The sequence below is a fragment of the Tenacibaculum sp. Cn5-46 genome (assembly GCF_022347705.1).
GTDB classification, from domain to species: domain Bacteria; phylum Bacteroidota; class Bacteroidia; order Flavobacteriales; family Flavobacteriaceae; genus Polaribacter; species Polaribacter aiptasiae.
This window is the reverse complement of sequence record NZ_JAKRGD010000006.1, coordinates 270,600-288,002: the sequence shown is the minus strand read 5'-3', so window position 1 is coordinate 288,002 and position 17,403 is coordinate 270,600. Positions and strand designations below refer to the sequence as shown.

Annotated in this window: 15 protein-coding genes and 1 riboswitch; of the genes, 5 read left to right on the top strand and 10 right to left on the bottom strand. The window is 30.9% G+C overall.

Features of this window, described 5'->3' with window-relative positions; genetic code table 11:
- Positions 1-30: 30 nt before the first annotated feature.
- Positions 31-2,205, top strand: a complete 2,175-nt coding sequence (locus MHN29_RS13970; protein ID WP_235275168.1) for a DUF5916 domain-containing protein — start codon at positions 31-33, stop codon at positions 2,203-2,205.
- A gap of 72 nt (positions 2,206-2,277) precedes the next feature.
- On the opposite strand, the gene MHN29_RS13965 is transcribed toward MHN29_RS13970, so the two are convergent.
- The 6 genes from MHN29_RS13965 to MHN29_RS13940 all read right to left on the bottom strand — a co-directional run bounded on the left by MHN29_RS13965 (position 2,278) and on the right by MHN29_RS13940 (position 7,559).
- Positions 2,278-4,623: a TonB-dependent receptor gene (locus MHN29_RS13965; protein ID WP_235275167.1), complete on the bottom strand. Its 2,346-nt coding sequence runs from the start codon at positions 4,621-4,623 to the stop codon at positions 2,278-2,280.
- A 162-nt stretch (positions 4,624-4,785) separates the two neighbouring features.
- Positions 4,786-4,878, bottom strand: a riboswitch (TPP riboswitch).
- Positions 4,879-4,965: 87 nt separating this feature from the next.
- Positions 4,966-5,370 carry an alternative ribosome rescue aminoacyl-tRNA hydrolase ArfB gene (gene arfB / locus MHN29_RS13960; protein ID WP_235275166.1) on the bottom strand — a complete coding sequence of 135 codons (405 nt, stop codon included), beginning with the start codon at positions 5,368-5,370 and terminating at the stop codon, positions 4,966-4,968.
- A gap of 1 nt (position 5,371) precedes the next feature.
- Positions 5,372-6,025 (bottom strand): AAA family ATPase, encoded by a 654-nt coding sequence (locus MHN29_RS13955; protein ID WP_235275165.1) that lies wholly within the window; start codon positions 6,023-6,025, stop codon positions 5,372-5,374.
- Complete coding sequence (gene pnuC / locus MHN29_RS13950) at positions 5,986-6,618, bottom strand: nicotinamide riboside transporter PnuC (RefSeq protein WP_235275164.1); 633 nt, start codon at positions 6,616-6,618, stop codon at positions 5,986-5,988. The genes MHN29_RS13955 and pnuC overlap by 40 nt, the downstream gene beginning before the upstream one ends.
- Positions 6,602-6,862 (bottom strand): thiamine-binding protein, encoded by a 261-nt coding sequence (locus MHN29_RS13945; protein ID WP_235275163.1) that lies wholly within the window; start codon positions 6,860-6,862, stop codon positions 6,602-6,604. Before MHN29_RS13945 ends, pnuC begins: the two co-directional genes overlap by 17 nt.
- 70 nt (positions 6,863-6,932) lie before the next feature.
- Positions 6,933-7,559, bottom strand: a complete 627-nt coding sequence (locus MHN29_RS13940; RefSeq protein ID WP_235275162.1) for a 4'-phosphopantetheinyl transferase superfamily protein — start codon at positions 7,557-7,559, stop codon at positions 6,933-6,935.
- Between the two features lie 63 nt (positions 7,560-7,622).
- On the opposite strand from MHN29_RS13940, the gene ahcY reads away from it, so the two are divergent.
- On the top strand, positions 7,623-8,939 hold the full coding sequence (ahcY, locus tag MHN29_RS13935; RefSeq protein WP_150901290.1) for an adenosylhomocysteinase: 1,317 nt from the start codon (positions 7,623-7,625) through the stop codon (positions 8,937-8,939).
- Between the two features lie 82 nt (positions 8,940-9,021).
- Here ahcY and MHN29_RS13930 read toward each other — a convergent pair whose 3' ends face one another.
- Both MHN29_RS13930 and MHN29_RS13925 read right to left on the bottom strand, forming a co-directional pair.
- Entirely contained in the window at positions 9,022-9,528 is a 507-nt protein-coding gene (locus MHN29_RS13930) for a ferritin (RefSeq protein ID WP_150901288.1), read from the bottom strand.
- A 108-nt stretch (positions 9,529-9,636) separates the two neighbouring features.
- Complete coding sequence (locus tag MHN29_RS13925) at positions 9,637-9,915, bottom strand: hypothetical protein (protein WP_235275161.1); 279 nt, start codon at positions 9,913-9,915, stop codon at positions 9,637-9,639.
- Positions 9,916-10,103: 188 nt separating this feature from the next.
- Between MHN29_RS13925 and MHN29_RS13920 the strand changes: the two genes are divergently transcribed.
- Complete coding sequence (locus tag MHN29_RS13920; protein WP_235275160.1) at positions 10,104-12,098, top strand: hypothetical protein; 1,995 nt, start codon at positions 10,104-10,106, stop codon at positions 12,096-12,098.
- A 51-nt stretch (positions 12,099-12,149) separates the two neighbouring features.
- Here MHN29_RS13920 and MHN29_RS13915 read toward each other — a convergent pair whose 3' ends face one another.
- Together MHN29_RS13915 and MHN29_RS13910 are read right to left on the bottom strand one after the other, a co-directional pair.
- Positions 12,150-13,157, bottom strand: a complete 1,008-nt coding sequence (locus tag MHN29_RS13915; RefSeq protein ID WP_235275159.1) for a TlpA disulfide reductase family protein — start codon at positions 13,155-13,157, stop codon at positions 12,150-12,152.
- 77 nt (positions 13,158-13,234) lie between these two features.
- Positions 13,235-14,773 (bottom strand): YifB family Mg chelatase-like AAA ATPase, encoded by a 1,539-nt coding sequence (locus MHN29_RS13910; RefSeq protein WP_235275158.1) that lies wholly within the window; start codon positions 14,771-14,773, stop codon positions 13,235-13,237.
- Between the two features lie 173 nt (positions 14,774-14,946).
- Here MHN29_RS13910 and MHN29_RS13905 point away from each other — a divergent pair, with 173 nt between their 5' ends.
- Both MHN29_RS13905 and MHN29_RS13900 read left to right on the top strand, forming a co-directional pair.
- Positions 14,947-15,627, top strand: a complete 681-nt coding sequence (locus MHN29_RS13905; RefSeq protein ID WP_235275157.1) for a DNA-binding response regulator — start codon at positions 14,947-14,949, stop codon at positions 15,625-15,627.
- 116 nt (positions 15,628-15,743) lie between these two features.
- Entirely contained in the window at positions 15,744-17,342 is a 1,599-nt protein-coding gene (locus tag MHN29_RS13900; RefSeq protein WP_235275156.1) for a vitamin K epoxide reductase family protein, read from the top strand.
- Positions 17,343-17,403 lie beyond the last annotated feature (61 nt).

Here is a 17,403-nt window from a genome sequence, read left to right as displayed (position 1 = left end):
GCAATATGTTTAATTATTGAAATTTAAAAAATGAAAAGAATTGTTTTATTCATGCTCCTGCTATTAGGAGTTTTTAAGACACAGGCTCAAAAGCAAAATAGAATTGTATTTAACGATACTATCATTAAACTAGATGGGGAATTAAATGAACCTATCTGGGAACAGTTAGATGTACATGGGAATTTTATTGATTATATGCCTAAGAATGGAAGTATAGCAGCAAAACAAATGGAAGTGAAAATATTTCACAACGGTAAAAAGTTATATATAAGTGCTGTATACTATGATGTAACAGACAAGATACAAGTTGGATCTTTAAAAAGAGATGATTTAGGAAATTCAGGAGGAAATAGCGATTGTTTTGCTGTTCTTATTGATACTTATAATCAACAACAATCGGGGTATTTTTTTATTGTGAATATGGGAGGTGCTTTAATTGATGCATTGGTATCGAGAAAAGGAAGTGGTTATTGGATTAGTAGGAGCTGGAATACAATTTGGAATGCTAAAACTTCAGTAAAAGGAAATCAAAAAATATACGAAATTGAAATTCCATTAAAAGCTTTAGGGTATAAAGAAGACAGTCCTAATTGGGGAATTATGTTTCACGCTAGAGATATTAAAACAAATGAATGGATTACGAGTACTAAAATAGATCGTAATTTTTCACAATATGATTTACGTTTCTCAGAACCTTTTGAAGTTGAAAACTTATCGAATAATAAGCCTACTAAGTTTACATTAACGCCATCTTTAACCATGGATTATCAGGAGAGTTTGATAAATAAAACAGAAGACTCTAATATAAAACCTAGTTTAGATTTTCAATATAATGTAAGTTCTTCTTTAAAATTAGATGCAACCCTTAATCCAGATTTTTCGCAAATAGATGTAGATACACAAGTGACCAACTTAAGTCGTTTTGCCGTGTTTTTTCCAGAGCGACGTAATTTCTTTATAGAAAATAGCGATTTATTTACCTCATTAGGTGTAAGTGGTGTAAATCCGTTTTACTCTAGAAGAATAGGAGCAGAAACCGATATCTTATTTGGTTTAAAACTATCAGGGAATGTAGCAAAGAAAACACGTTTAGGAGTATTGAATGTGGCTACAAAGAAAGAAGATACGAAGCCAGCTCAAAATTATGGAGCACTGGTCGTAGAGCAACAATTATCGAATGTTTTTAGAACAACGGGATTTATAATTAACAGACAAGAAACCGATGGTTTTTCATTTTTGAATGATTACAATAGGGTAGCAGGATTGAATGTAAACTACAATTCAAAGAATAATAAATGGACAGGATTGGCAAATTATGCCCAGAGTTTTACGAGTAATATATCTGACGATAATAAGTTTTATAGTTTGAGCCTTTGGTACAATAGCTTAAAAACATCTTGGAAAACTTCTGTAAGAAAAGTTGGAAGAAATTATATCACCGATGTTGGTTTTGTGCCAAGACTAGATAATTTTGATGCAATTAATCAAACAATAGTCAGAGAAGGATATACACAAGCTATTGGACGATTGAGTTTGACGCATTTTCCAAAAGATTCTAAAAAGATTAACTTTTATAAATACTTAGGATTTTCAAACAATACCTATTTTGATGAGGAAGGAGTAGTATCTCAATCTTCAACGAATATTAATAACGATTTATTATTTAATGATAGCTCCCTAATTTATGGAGGAGTTGAGCATAATTATGTTAACCTAAAGTATGCTTTTGATCCTTTAAGAAATGGAAATTATATACAACCAGGTATTTATAACTATTATCGATTTTCTGCTGGGTATCGAACTACAAGAAATAGAAAGTTAGAATTTGATGGAAGTTATGAATTGGGTAGTTATTATGGAGGTTCTAGAGATCGTTTAATAGCGAGGGTAGATTATAAATTAATGCCTTTAGCAAGATTGTATGTAAGATACGAACGTAATGATATTGATTTAAATGAGTTGGGAAGCGATACTTTCCACTTAGCTAGATTCTCAGGTGAAGTATTCTTTTCTAACCGATTAAATTGGACAACTTATGTGCAGTACAATACACAGTTTGATAATTTCAATGTAAACTCACGATTGCAATGGGAGTACAAACCATTGTCTTATATCTATTTGGTAATTTCAGATAATTTTAATCAAGAAATATCAAGGCAAAATTGGGGAGTAGCTTTTAAAATGAATTATAGGTTCGATTTTTAGTACATAACAAAAAAGAGCCATACAATTGTATGGCTCTTAGGTTTCATAGTTTATTCAAAGCAATTTTCCCATTTAAAATTTTAAGGTTGCACCTATTAAAAAGTTTCTAGTTGCTTGAGGATAGTATCCAGAACCATCTACGGTTGTAGTAGTACCAGGGTTTGTCCAAGTATCGTCATACGTAAAGTAATAACCTCTGTCTACATACTCTTTGTTGAAAATATTGTTTACTAAAGCAGTAAAAACAATCGATTTAAATATTTTGTTTGTTTGAATTTCGTAAACAAGATTTAAATCACTTGTAAAGAATCCTTCTAATACATCTAAATCAGAAACTCTACTATCTAAATTACTCATAAACTGTTTTCCAACATATTTAGATAAGAAAGCTAATTGCAAGTTTTTTACTGGTTTATATACAAGTGCATTTCCGAAAACAATATCTGGAGAAAAAGTAATTGTAGTGTTTCCTAAGTTTTGTAAAACTCCGTCAATTTTAGCGTGATAATCTCTATTGATGTTTTTACTAAAAGCAATATTTGGACGCATGGAAACTTGCTCAGATAATTTAAGATCAGCATCTATTTCTATACCTAATCTATAACTGCTACCACTAGAAGCTCTTAAAGGTTCTCCTGTGTTAGGGTCAATAGCTCCTGTTAAAATTAATTGGTTTTGGTAATCCATATAATATATATTGGTATTTATCTTAGCTACAGGAGTAGATAAACGCCAACCTAATTCGTAATCGTCTAAGCTTTCATGTTTAGAGTTTCCTCCTTCAAAGTCATTTCTATTAGGCTCTCTATTTGCTTTTGCATATGAAACATATAAACTATGCTCGTCATTCACTTTATAAGTTAAACCAGCTTTAGGGTTAAAGAAGTTATAATCTTTATCTACATTAATAGGATCTCTATCAGAAGTTAAACCAGAAGTTTTATAGTTAACAAACCTTCCTTGAATATCTACAAAAGCTTTTAAGTTATCGGTAACATTAAAAGTAGCTTTAGAAAAAATACTTAAATCTGTTTTTTTCGAAGCACTATCATAATAGTGATCTCTGATATTTGCATTTGGAGCTAAATCGCTTCCCCAAATAACTTCTCCATAATGATCGTTGTCATATTTACTATAAGAACCACCAGTAATAATTTCTAAGTTATCTTTTTTATATGTTACGTTTCCGTTTGCAACATAGAAATGATTATCTAACCATCTTCTTACAATAACATCACTTCCATCAACAATTAAATTGTTATAATCAGCAGCATCTCTACCAGCTTTGTATTGTTCAAAATAACCTTTACCACGTGTATAGTTTAAACCAATATTAGTAGACCAGTTTTTATTAATCTTTTCATTCCAGTGTAATTGGTAGTGGTCTTGTTGATAGTTATCAGTTTCGTTATCGTAGGTATAAGGATTGAATCTTCTGTTTGTTTGTAATTGTTTAAGATCAATTCCTGCCCAAGCTTGGAAAGTTTTTTCTTTACCTCCAAAAACTAAAGCTTTAATTAACGTATTATCATCTGTATAACTCCCTTGTAAGAAGTACGATTTTAAATCGGTAAAAGCTTTATCAATATATCCATCAGAATAGATATTAGATAAACGTCCAGCAAATTCGAAATGCTCGTTTACTTTACCAGTAGTAAATTTTACAGTGTGTTTTCTAGTTCCATAAGAACCAAAAGAGTTAGAAATTTCTCCACCAGCTTCTTCAGCAACAGCATCAGTTAATATATTTAAACTAGCACCAAATGCACCAGAACCGTTTGTTGAGGTACCCACACCACGTTGTAATTGTAAACTTTGAGTAGAAGAAGCAAAGTCTCCCATATTTACCCAGAATGTTCCTTGACTTTCTGCATCGTTATATGGAATACCATTTACAGTAACATTTACACGAGAAGCATCAGAACCACGAACTCGAATGTAAGTATAACCAATACCAGCACCTGCATCAGAAGAAGAAACAACGTTTGGTAAATAATTCATTAAAATAGGAATGTCTTGTCCTAAGTTACGTTTTGCAATTTCTTTCTTAGTTAAATTAGAATGCGTTACAGGAGCGTCAGCCTTTACACGTACTGCTGATACTAATACTTCATCTAAAACATTTGCATCAGATGTTAATTGAAAGTTTACTGTTTGATTAGCTGTGATATCAACTTTTTGAGTTATGGTTTTAAAACCAACATACGAAACGGTAACATTATAGGTTCCTTTGGCAAGGCTTAATTTAAAACCTCCTTCAAAATCGGAAGAAGTTCCTTTTTTTAAGCTTTTTACAGCAACAGTTGCCCCTACAAGAGGTTCTTGTTGGCTATTCACTACTTTACCAGATAGGATAAAGTTTTGAGAATTTGCAGTAAACGCTGCAAATAATAGCATTAGAGAAGATAAAATCTTCATTTTTTTAATAAAAGACATCGGTCTCATTTTTTATAAAATAAAATTGAATAAAAAGAGGTAATTATTCGTTGTTTTGGTTTGAATAATTGTTTTGTTACTACAAGATGCTTTCAATGAATATGTTACTTCATTAGTATCAATTACAAGGTAAATTTACCTCTCTTTGTAATAACAATTAAATCCCTAAACAGCATTACCTGTTCTAGGTTCATTGGGTATGATCTCAGCCTATATTGGGCACCCCTTTACGAGAACAGTGCAAAGGTAAAGCTGTTTTTTATAATAGCATACAAACAATTGAGAATTTTTCTAAATAACCAGTTATTTGATAGAAGTAAAAAGCTAATCAAGTCGAGGTTTCTTTCTAAGTGCTTTTTTTAAAGAATGTTGCTTTTTGTTTTCTGCCTTTTTTAAGATTGAACTTCTACTAGGTTTGGTAGCTTTCCTAACCTTAGGTTTCTTTAAACCTTGTTTTATGATTTCAAGAAAACGTTTTGTAGCAAGTTCTTTATTAGTGTGTTGACTTCTAGTTTCATCACAAAAAAGAACAAGGGTATGTTCTTTCGTTAAACGATTAGAGATATTCTTAATCAATAATTGTTTTTCTTCAGAAGATAAAAATTTAGAGTTTTCTAAATCGAAAGTTAATTCAATTTTAGAAGAGACTTTATTTACATGCTGACCACCAGCACCAGAACTACGAATAGCTTTAAAGTTTAATTCTTTTAGCAGTTCTGGGATATACATATTATAAGGAATAATCGGTAGTATCTATGTTCTGATGCATAAAATGCATATCTAAATCTGTTAAAGTATCAGAAAAAGAATATAGGTTTTCTTTCTTGGAAAGGATTTCATCAATAATTTGAACAGCCTTTTTAAAACGTGTTTCTTTATCTCCTTTCAATAAAACATAAGGACGATTGTATTTCTTTAAAGTGTTTTCAAAAGCAGTAAACATTTCTAAACGTTGCTCTGGTCTGTCGCGTAAATCGTCGGCTTCCCAAGGAGTATCAATATAAGTTAAGAAATAAATATCATAAGTATTTTCAACAGCGGCTTCATCAAGAATTGGGTCTACAAAACCTCCATAATATTCTTCAGAGTATACTTTAGTTTCTAATAAATCGGTATCGCAAATTAAAATTTTATCGGCTTTTTTAGCTAAATCGTTTTCTAGTTTTATTTGACCTTCTGCAATAGGAATAATATCTTTTTGTTCACAAACTTTACGTTCATTGTTCCATTTGTCTTGTAAATAATCACGTGCAAATTCAGGAGCCCAAACGGTATTATAATGACGCGCTAATTGTCCTGAAAGTGTAGTTTTTCCAGTGCTTTCTGGTCCGAATAAAACAACCTTTACAAGGTTGATGTTTTGTTGTCTAAGTGCTTTTTCCATGATAAATAACCAGAAACGGCAATAAAGGTGAAAATTAAATATTGAAAACTAGTAAAAGTGAATCCTTTGTATAGATATAGTGGTATAGAAATTAAATCACCAATAATCCAATAGATCCAGTTTTCTATTTTTCTTCTTGCCATTAACCACATTCCAACAAAAAATACGGCAGTGGTAACGGTGTCAATATATGCTGTCCAGTTATTCCATTTGTCGAAATAAGTATACACACCATACACAAAAACTAGTGTTGCTAAAAAAATAATAATACTTGTTTTCTTTTCTTTAGTAGTGGTTCTTGAAATAGGAGTAACATGAGTTTCATCAACTCTACGAGTCCAAATATACCAACCATAAACGCTCATGATAAAATAGTATCCATTTATCATCATGTCGCCTAGTAGTTGCCATTTCAATAGTAAATAAACAAATATAGAGGTGCTAATCATTCCAGTAGGAAAAACCCAAATCTTATTTTGTTTAGAATACCAAACAGATAAGAAACCGAAAATTACAGCAATAATTTCTAGCCAAACATCTAAAGGATCATAAGTTGCATATTGGCCAAAGAGGAAATCAAAAATTTGGTTCATAATCGCTGCGGTCAGATTTTACAATTTTCATTAATAAGATTCCGTTATCTATCAATTCAAATGAATTTTTTAATTCGGAAGTAATCAATTGCATTACTTTATCATAGTCACCATACACCTGAGTGCTTAAAGGATTTTCACGAATGGTTAATCCAGATGCTCTTAACTTTTTTATAAAGTCGATAATAGGCTGTTCAAACTCATTTTGAAGAGGAGTCAAAGTCAATTCAACAGATATTTTCATTGTAAAAATAAATTAGGAGAACAAATATAGTGTAGTATGCTATAATATAGGTTTTTAAAAACCCTAAATTTTAACTAGCATACACACAAGTAAACCCTTCCGTTTCTAAGAAGTGAATATTGTATTCAGAAGTTACACCTTCATATAAAATTTTACCGGTAGTTTGATTGGTATCAAAAGAGAAGTCTTCTATATAAATGTTTTCTAAGAAGAGTAATTTTTTCTTACCATAAATTTTGTACAAACTTTCTTTAGCACCCCAAACAATAGTTAGCTTACTCACCAAAGCATCGTGGTTGGCTATCGATTTATATTCTTCAATAGGAGTGAATTTATGTGCAATTTTTACAATTTTGTCGCGTTGCTTCTCAATATCTATTCCTACAGGCTTTTTACTTGAAATGATAATACCTGAAAAAGTGAAAGAATGCGTAATAGAAATAAAGTTTCCGTCCTTTAAATGTGGTTTACCATACTCATCATACACTAAATCGGCATCAGTATAACCTACTTCTTTTAGCAATTGACGAACACTTAAAAAGCCTCTTCTGTGTAAATCAGACTTCATATTATTAACACGTTCGCTACTACTTTTCGTAAGTTCAATGTCTTTAGATAAATCTTCAAAAGACTCTTCAATCTTCCAAATCAATACTTTAGAAGTGTCGTTTACCGTTAATGTTTTGTGAATAGGCATATTTTAGAAAGTTATTTCGTAATTTTGCAACTCAAAATTTTAGATACATAAATATACAAAAATATGAGCACAAAAACCGCTACATACGTTCCTTACAAAGTTAAAGATATTTCTTTAGCTGATTGGGGAAGAAAAGAAATTGAATTGGCAGAGGCTGAAATGCCTGGGTTAATGAGTTTACGTGAAGAGTATAAAGATGAGCAACCTTTAAAGGGAGCAAGAATTGCAGGATGTTTACACATGACGATTCAAACTGCGGTTTTAATTGAAACTTTACAAGCTTTAGGAGCTGAGGTTACTTGGAGTTCTTGTAACATCTTTTCTACACAAGATCAAGCTGCTGCTGCTATTGCTGCTGCTGGTACTCCAGTATATGCTTGGAAAGGTATGAACGAAGAAGAGTTTGACTGGTGTATAGAACAAACTTTATTCTTTGGTGAAGATCGTAAGCCATTAAACATGATTTTAGATGATGGTGGAGATTTGACAAACATGGTATTAGATAAATACCCTGAGTTAGCAGAAGGAATCAATGGATTATCTGAAGAAACTACTACAGGAGTTCACCGTTTATACGAAAGAGTAAAGAATGGAACTTTACCAATGCCAGCAATTAACGTTAACGATTCTGTTACTAAATCTAAATTTGATAACAAATATGGATGTAAAGAATCTGCTGTTGATGCTATTCGTAGAGCAACAGATGTAATGTTAGCAGGTAAGAGAGTTGTAGTTTGTGGATATGGAGATGTAGGTAAAGGTACTGCTGCTTCTTTCCGTGGAGCTGGTTCTATTGTTACTGTTACTGAAATTGATCCAATTTGTGCTTTACAAGCAGCTATGGACGGTTTTGAAGTTAAGAAATTAGAAACTGTTGTTGGAAATGCAGATATCGTAATTACTACTACAGGAAACAAAGATATCGTTAGAGGAGAGCACTTCGAAGCAATGAAAGATAAGACTATTGTTTGTAATATTGGTCACTTTGATAACGAAATTGACATGGCTTGGTTAAATGGAACTTATGGAGATTCTAAAGTTGAAATTAAGCCTCAAGTTGATAAGTATACAGTAAAAGGAAATGATATTATCATTTTAGCAGAAGGACGTTTAGTAAACTTAGGATGTGCTACAGGTCACCCAAGTTTTGTAATGTCTAATTCATTTACAAACCAAACATTAGCTCAAATCGAGTTATGGAACAATGCTGATGCATATAAGAATGAAGTATATATGTTACCAAAGCACTTAGATGAGAAAGTAGCAAAATTACACTTAGCTAAGATTGGTGTTGAGTTAACTGAATTACGTGAAGATCAAGCATCTTATATTGGAGTAACTGTTGAAGGTCCATATAAACCAGAACACTACAGATACTAAGATATATAGTATAGAGATAGAAAAAGGTTCGTATGAAAATACGAACCTTTTTTATTTTTGTTTTCTTTAATTAATATGCTTTTTAAGCAGTTGGAATACGTTCATCAACCATTTTTAAAGGCATATCATCCATTAGGTCTATCATATCTAAAATATCTCTTACTTTTTCTTCCTCTTCAGCTTGTTCGGTAACAAACCACTGTAAAAAGATTTCAGAAGTAAAATCACCTACTTTTCTTGCAGTTTTAAATGCATGGTGAATAGATTTTGTAACTTCAATTTCGGCATCTAAAGAAGCTTCAAAAACAGCTCGTAAGCTTTCATATTCGTGAGTAATAGTGTCTACTGTTGGAGATAAAGCACTACCACCGTTATCATTAACAAATTTGAATATTTTCATCATATGTGCTCTTTCTTCTTCTGCTTGATTATAAAAGTAAGTAGCACTATTTCTAAGTTCTCTTTGATCGCACCATGATGCCATGGCTAAATATTTAGAAGAGGCTTTTTGCTCCATCATTATTTGATGGTTTAGCAAATCCACTACTTCTACATCTAAAATCATATCTCTTCTTATTGCTGTTTCCATATTATCTTATTTTTAGTGTTGCTGGTAACTAGGATAAAGATACAGAATAAATAGCCTTAAAAAAGGAGCGGAGCTTAATTTAAAAATAGTCTTAGTAAAGGTCTGAATTTATTTAAAAGCAGATAATACAGTTTCTCTTAATTCTAAAATTTGAGGTACATCTAGTAATAAAAGGTGTTTGTTATCGGCAGCAAAAAGAAGTATATAATTATCACCTTCAATAATATTTTCTATAGATTCATAAGAAGAATAGTGAAGTATCTTTTTTCGAAATGCTAGTAATTGACAAAAAGTAAAATCAATTACTTTATAACCCAAATCTAATTGGTAGCAGTTGCGATCTTCACAAGAGATTTTATATAAGGTTTCTTTTACTGAAAAATTCATGTGGCAAAGATAATTGTTTTTAATGAATCTAAAGAAAAATAGTTTAAGATTAAAACTTTAGAAAGGAAGTCTCTTTTTTTGAGTAAGTTTGCTGTTGAAAAAGTGCTATGATTTTCTACTACATAATTTTTTAGATTATTTACAATCTGGCCTTATTTCTATACATTTTATTAATCAAAATAATTACAATGAAAAGAGTAGTTTTTGCAATTGCTATGTTTCTGGGGGGAACAGAGATACAAGCTCAAGATCCTAACGTATTAGTGGGGTTAAATGCCCCAGCAAATGGAATAAAAATTAAAGCGAATTGGCCAGGGCTTAATGGAGGTTGGGCTAGAAGCTTTCAGCTGGTAAATCAAAATGATACGGAGAAATTTATATCGTTTGGAGCTTTAGGAGACATCAATAATGGAGTTTCTTCTTTTGTTTATGGATATATTGGAAAAAATTATGATGATACTTTTATGACGTTTAAACCAAATGGTCATGTAGGTATAGGTACTACTAATCCATCATCAATTTTTCATATATCAAGTAATGCTCCAGTAGTTAAAATTCAAAATAAAAATGAAGAAGGTACTAGTGATAGTTTTTATGGCTGGATTGGAGGTTATGATAAAAACGGTGCTGAAATGTGGTGGTTAGGTGAAGGAAGCACATCTTCTAAACAATTAGGTCTTTTTACCAACAGAGTAGGTTATGATTTAAAAGTTTTTAATAAAGGACAAGGAATTACTGTTAAAGGAGATGGGAAAATAGGTATTGGTACAGAAACTCCTTCTGGAAAGTTAGAAGTAATGGGAGATGGGGTTTTTAGAGCTACAGATAATACTCATGGTTTGGCATTGCATGTAAGAAATACAAGTGGAACCAATTCTTTTACCTTAAGAGGATTTACAACTAAAGGGCAATTAAAAGCGCAAAATGGATTGCATTTTGAAATGGAAGATGAACTAGGAAATACTTGGTTTCATGGGCAAAATGGAGGTAGAGTAGGAATTGGGACAAAAACACCTGGAGCAAAATTAGATGTAAATGGAAATATTAATTTTACCGCATCTCAAGGTGTTTGGCTTACAGGGAAAACAGATACAGGAGGGATTAATTCTTCTACACAATTAAAAACAGGGCATTATCAATCATTGATTAGACAAAAAACAGCGAGTAATCATGTTGTTAATTTAGGAGGAATAGGAAATGTTTTTGGTTTTTTTGGTTTTGATAAAAACAGAACAAGTAATGGTTTTGATCATTCATTGATTATGAATGTTGATAATGGATTTATAGGAGTAGGAACTATTATACCAACGGCAAAATTAGATGTAAATGGAAATATTAATTTTGCTTCATCTCAAGGTATTTGGCTTACAGGGAAAACAGATACAGGAGGGATTAATTCTTCTACTCAGTTGAAAGCTGGTACTTATCAATCATTAATTAGACAAAAAACAGCGAGTAATAATGTAGTTAATATAGGAGGAATAGGAGATGTTTTTGGTTTTTTTGGTTTTGATAAAAATAGAACAATTAATGGAGTTGATCATTCTTTAGTAATGAATACGAATTCAGGAAATATAGGAGCAGGTATTGTTGAACCAAGAGAGAAATTAGACGTAAATGGAAGTATTATAGTAAAAGATGGACATAACCTTTCTTGGGGAAATAAGTACGGTGCTGGTATTCCAACTATTGCAGCTAATACAGCTTCTGGAATTTATTTTTATCCAAATGGAAGTACATTAGGAGCAACCATGAAAATTGATAAAGCAGGAAATGTAGGAATAGGAACATCAACTACAGGAACTCATAAATTAGCTGTAGAAGGATCTATAGGAGCTAGAAAAATTAAAGTAGAAGCATTTCCTAATTGGTCAGATTTTGTATTTGAAAAAGAGTACAAACTACCAACTTTAAAAGAAGTTGAAAATCATATTAAAGAAAAAGGACATTTGAAAGATATACCAAGTGCAGTTGAAGTAAAAAAAGACGGTTTCTACTTGGGAGAAATGGATGCTAAATTATTACAAAAGATTGAAGAGTTAACTCTATATACTATTCAACAAGAAAAAGAAATAGAGACTTTAAAAAATCAAAAATTAGAAATTGAAAAGGTTAAGAAAGAGAATAAAAATCTTAAGAAGAGATTGGAAAAACTAGAAAAATTAGTTAATAAGTTACTATAAAAATAAAAAGCTCGTCAATTGACGAGCTTTTTATTTTTATATAATCTTGAATTAAATATTTAAAGATGTAAATAATTCAATTAATTTAGGATTAGATGGTCTAGGAGCATTTGCAGTTACAATCTTTCCTTGAGGATCAATTAAAATAAAACGAGGAATACTATTCACTCTGTAAGCGTTAGCAAAAGATTTGTCTTTTTTTGCGTATAATTGAATACCTGATAGGTTTTTATCAGCAACCATGTTTTTCCATGTTTGATAATCTTTTTCACTATCAACAGAAATACTTACAAATTGAATATTTTTATTATGATATTGTTTTTCAACTTTTTGTAAGAAAGGTATTTCTTTTTTACAAGGAGGGCACCAAGTAGCCCACATATCTATATAAACATATTTTCCTTTTAAATCATCTAAAGAAGTAGTACCTCCTTTGTAGTTTTCATAGTCTACAAATTTAGGAGAATCAGCCCCTTTGGCTAATTTAGTCGCTACATACATATTATTAGCATGAGTTTTGTTTACATATTGAGTTAAACCTTTGATGTTTTTCTCTTGAGCTGCAACAAAAGCAGAATCTAATTTAGTTTCTTTAATTCTCTTATTGAAAGCGTCAACAAAAGCATTTATTTTAGTGTCAAATTCTTCTTGAGGTAAATTAAAAAGTGCTTGATTTTTAAAAAGCTCTTGTTCTAATAAAGTAGATTTAGCTAAAAAACTACTTTCTGATGCTCCTTCACCTGTATAAGCAATACTTTCATAAAACTCATTACCATTTAAAGTCATGTTAATTACAGCTCCATTTTTTAAATATAAAGCAGTAGCTTTTTTTCCATCAAAAAGGCGGTAAAATCCATCTTCAACATTCATAGTGTCTTTAAATATTCCTTGATCATCAACTTTAATAGTGCGATTAAATTTTAATTGAGGATTAGAAATTAATATAGAATCAGAGTTTTTATTAGTGATTTTTCCTGAAAAAGTAACAAAATTGTTTGGTTCTTTTTTACAAGAAATCATAGCTACTGTCATAGCTATTAAAAAAACTATTTTTTTCATTAGTTGTTAAGTTTAATTTAAGGTTTGTAGCGCACTAAATTACTAATTTTAAATTTAGAGTAACCGTAAATACTAAATTATCCTAACCAACCTTCTCTATCTAAGCTTCTATATTGGATAGCTTCTGAAATATGATGTGATTGAATATCATTGGATAAAGCCAAATCGGCAATAGTGCGAGAAACTTTTAAAATTCTATCATAAGCTCTAGCGGAAAGATTTAGTTTTTCCATAGCTCTTTTTAGTAGTTCATTACTTTCGTCTGATAATTTACAAAATTTACGAATTTGCTTTGCATTCATTTGAGCATTGTAATGGATGGTGTCAAAAGAAGAAAATCGTTTAGTTTGAATTTCTCTAGCTCTAACAACTCTTTTTCTAATTTCAATACTTGTCTCACTCTTTGTATCTTCTGATAGTTTTTTAAAAGGTACAGGGGTTACTTCAATATGAATATCAATTCGATCTAATAAAGGCCCAGAAATTTTACTTAAATAACGTTGCATTTCTGCAGGAGATGAGTTTGCAGGAGAATTTCCATCATTGAAATATCCGGAAGGACTAGGGTTCATACTAGCAACAAGCATAAAACTACTAGGGTAATTTACAGTAAATCGAGCTCTAGATATGGTTACTTCTCTATCTTCTAGTGGTTGTCTCATTACTTCTAAAACACCACGTTTAAATTCAGGTAATTCATCTAAAAACAGAACACCATTATGTGCTAACGATATTTCTCCTGGTTGCGGTAAATTATTTCCACCACCGATAAGAGCAATATCAGAGCAACTATGATGAGGTGACCTAAATGGGCGATTATATTGAAGTCCAGAATTCTTTATTTTACCAACTACAGAATGAATTTTTGTTGTTTCTAATGCTTCCTGTAAAGTCATGGGTGGTAATATGGATGGAAGCCTTTTAGCTAACATTGTTTTTCCAGCTCCTGGAGGTCCAATTAAAATAATATTATGCCCACCAGCTGCTGCAATTTCCATACATCTTTTAATACTTTCTTGTCCTTTTACATCAGAAAAATCAAATTCAGAAGTATCTGCTCGATTATCAAACTCAGCTTGAGTATTAATGCAAGTAGTTTTTAACTGTTCAATACCGTTGAAGTGATGAATCACTTCCATGATATTATTTACACCAAAAACTTCAATGCCATCAACAATAGCAGCTTCCTTTGCATTTTCTTGAGGTAAAATAAAATATTTAAAACCTTCTTCTCTAGCTTTAATTGCAATTGGTAAGGCTCCTTTTATAGGTTGTAAACTTCCGTCTAAAGAAAGTTCTCCCATAATAACATACTTATCTATATCTTCAAATTGTATTTGGTTTGAAGCAGCTAGTATTCCTATAGCTAAAGTTAAATCGTAGGCAGCACCTTCTTTTCGAATATCAGCAGGAGCCATGTTAACTATAATTTTTTTACCAGGAAATTTATAACCATTATTATGAAGTGCAGCTGAAATTCGATAAGAACTTTCGCGTACAGCATTATCAGGTAGGCCAACTAGATGATAACCAATTCCTTTGTCAATATTTACTTCAACAATTATCATTGTAGCATCAATGCCAAAAACAGCACTTCCATAGACTTTTACTAACATAGCTTTTTCTTTTTTTGTTAAATATAAAGAATTTTTTTGAAGGTTTATTTTATGCTTTTTTGTATAAGTGAAATTCTTTCTATAACTTTCAAGTCGTAAAATTAAAGTTATGAGTTAGTTAATAGAATATTATTAGTCTATTATGAAATTAGATCCCCCGAAACTATATTATTATGGAAAAAGAGAAAAAATCTACACTGATTGTAGATAGTTGTCCGCTTATATGTGAAAAGTACAAAGAAATATTAACTCCTTTTAAAGATACCGAGATTTACTTGTTCAATATCGATGTAGCCTATAATTATGAAGGAGCGTTTGATGTTGTTAAAAGAATAATAGAAACAGAGTCATATTTAGACTTTATTATCTTAGAGTTAAAACTTCCACCTACAGAAGATAAAAGAATATTATCGGGTTTAGATTTTGGAATTTTAGTTAGAAAACTACTACCCACAACTAAATTGATTGTATCAACTTCATGTAACGATAATTACATGGTGCATAGTATTTTTAAAAATTTAAACCCAGAAGGGTTTTTAATAAAAAAAGATTTAACTTCTGATAGTTTCCAAGAGGCTATAGCCTCTGTGGTAAGTGAAACACCTTATTACAGTAGGACTGTTTTAAAATTGTTGAGAAAAAAGATTTCAAATGAATATTTATTAGATTCTATGGATAGGAAAATATTGTATGAATTGTCCATAGGTTCAAGAATGAAAGACTTACCAAACTATATACCTCTTTCTGTTGCAAGCATTGAAAAGAGAAAGCGTCAATTGCGTAAGGTTTTTGGTGTTAAAAACAAGGGAGACAGAGAGTTAATATTGAAGGCGAGAGAGATAGGAGTTATATAAAATAATAAAAAGTAAGGTAAAACCTTACTTTTTTTATGGTTTTTTAGAGGTTTTTTTGAAGGTTTAAAAATAGCTTTGGAGAGAACTAAAAATAGCTACTCTAAAAAATTTAACTTTTGAAAGACACATTAATCAATTTAGTACAGAGATTATTACAAAAAAATCGCATATCATTTGATAAAGAAGAATTATCATTTCAAATCCAAAGTCATCCTTCTTATCCAAGTTTACATGCTATAACTGGTGTTTTAGATCACTTCAATATAGAAAATGTTGCTGCCGATGTACCTGTTAATACAGAAACCTTATTACAATTACCCGATTGCTTTATAGCACAAGTAACTACAGAAAAAGGTAAAGACTTAATTGTTGTTGAAAGAAAAAAACTGGATTATACCTTGTATGATTCAGATAATAAAAAAGAAAAACTTTCAGAAAGTGATTTTCTTCAAAAGTTTACAGGAATTATTGTTGCTGTTGAAAAAACAGAAGAAAGTACTTCTGCTAAAACATCTTCAAATATAACAAGCGTTCTTGCACTAGGAGCTTTATCATTGTTAGCACTGTTTATGGTTTATCAAAGTACACCTTCTTTATATACAGTTGCTTATTTATTACTTTCTGTTGTAGGATTGGTAACTAGTATTGCTATTGTAAAACAAGAGCTAGGTTTAAAAACCTCTATTGGTGATGCTTTTTGTTCTGGAGCTGATGACAAAAAGGACTGTGATGCTGTTTTAACTTCTAAAGGAGCTGAGATTATTAAAGGATATAAATTAAGTGATTTTAGTATTCTATATTTTATTGGGTTAACGAGTTTAACATTCCTTCAAATAACAAATCCTGTTATTTCATATACTATAAGTTTAATAGCTATTCCAGTTACATTATATTCAATATACTATCAATATGCAGTAGTAAAAAAATGGTGTTTATTATGTTTAACTATAGTTGGAGTGCTATGGTTACAAGCTTTGGCTCCTGTGTTAACTAATACTTACATCAGTAATTTTATACTTACAGACCTTGTACTATTTGGTTTTGTAGCGGTAGCTACTTGGTTAACTTGGTTCTACATAAAGCCTTTAATCACTGATGTGAATCAATTAAAAAAGGAGAAGATTGAAAATGTAAAGTTCAAAAGAAACTATACCTTATTTGAGAGTTTATTACAAAAAGCACCACAATTAAACACCCGATTAAACGATAGCAAAGAAATTGTTTTTGGAAACCCAAATTCAAGATTAGAAATCGTAATTGTTACCAATCCTTTTTGTGGACATTGTAAGCCTGTACATGAACATGTAGATGCTATTTTAAACAGGTATCAAAATAATGTAAAAATAATCATCCGTTTCAATATCAGTACTAAAGACAACACTAGTGATGTGGTAAAAATCACAAGTCGTTTACTTGAAATTTATAATATACAAGGAGCACCACAGTGTTTACAAGCAATGGACGAGATTTACAGTGGAGAAAAGCCTTCTGTATGGATTCAAAAATGGGGAACGTGTACAGATGCTACAACCTATATTGCTGAATTAGAAAAAGAGAATGTTTGGTGTAAGGAGAATGCAATCAATTTTACTCCAGAAATTTTAATCAATGGAAAATCGTTTCCAAAAGAATACAACAGAACAGATTTAATCTTCTTTATAGAAGACTTAGAAGAAAATAGTCAAGTTGTTATACCATTGAAAACGGTATCATAGAAACAACTTAAAAAAGCAAAGCCCTAAAAAAGGGCTTTGAATTAGAACAAAATTCTCTCGC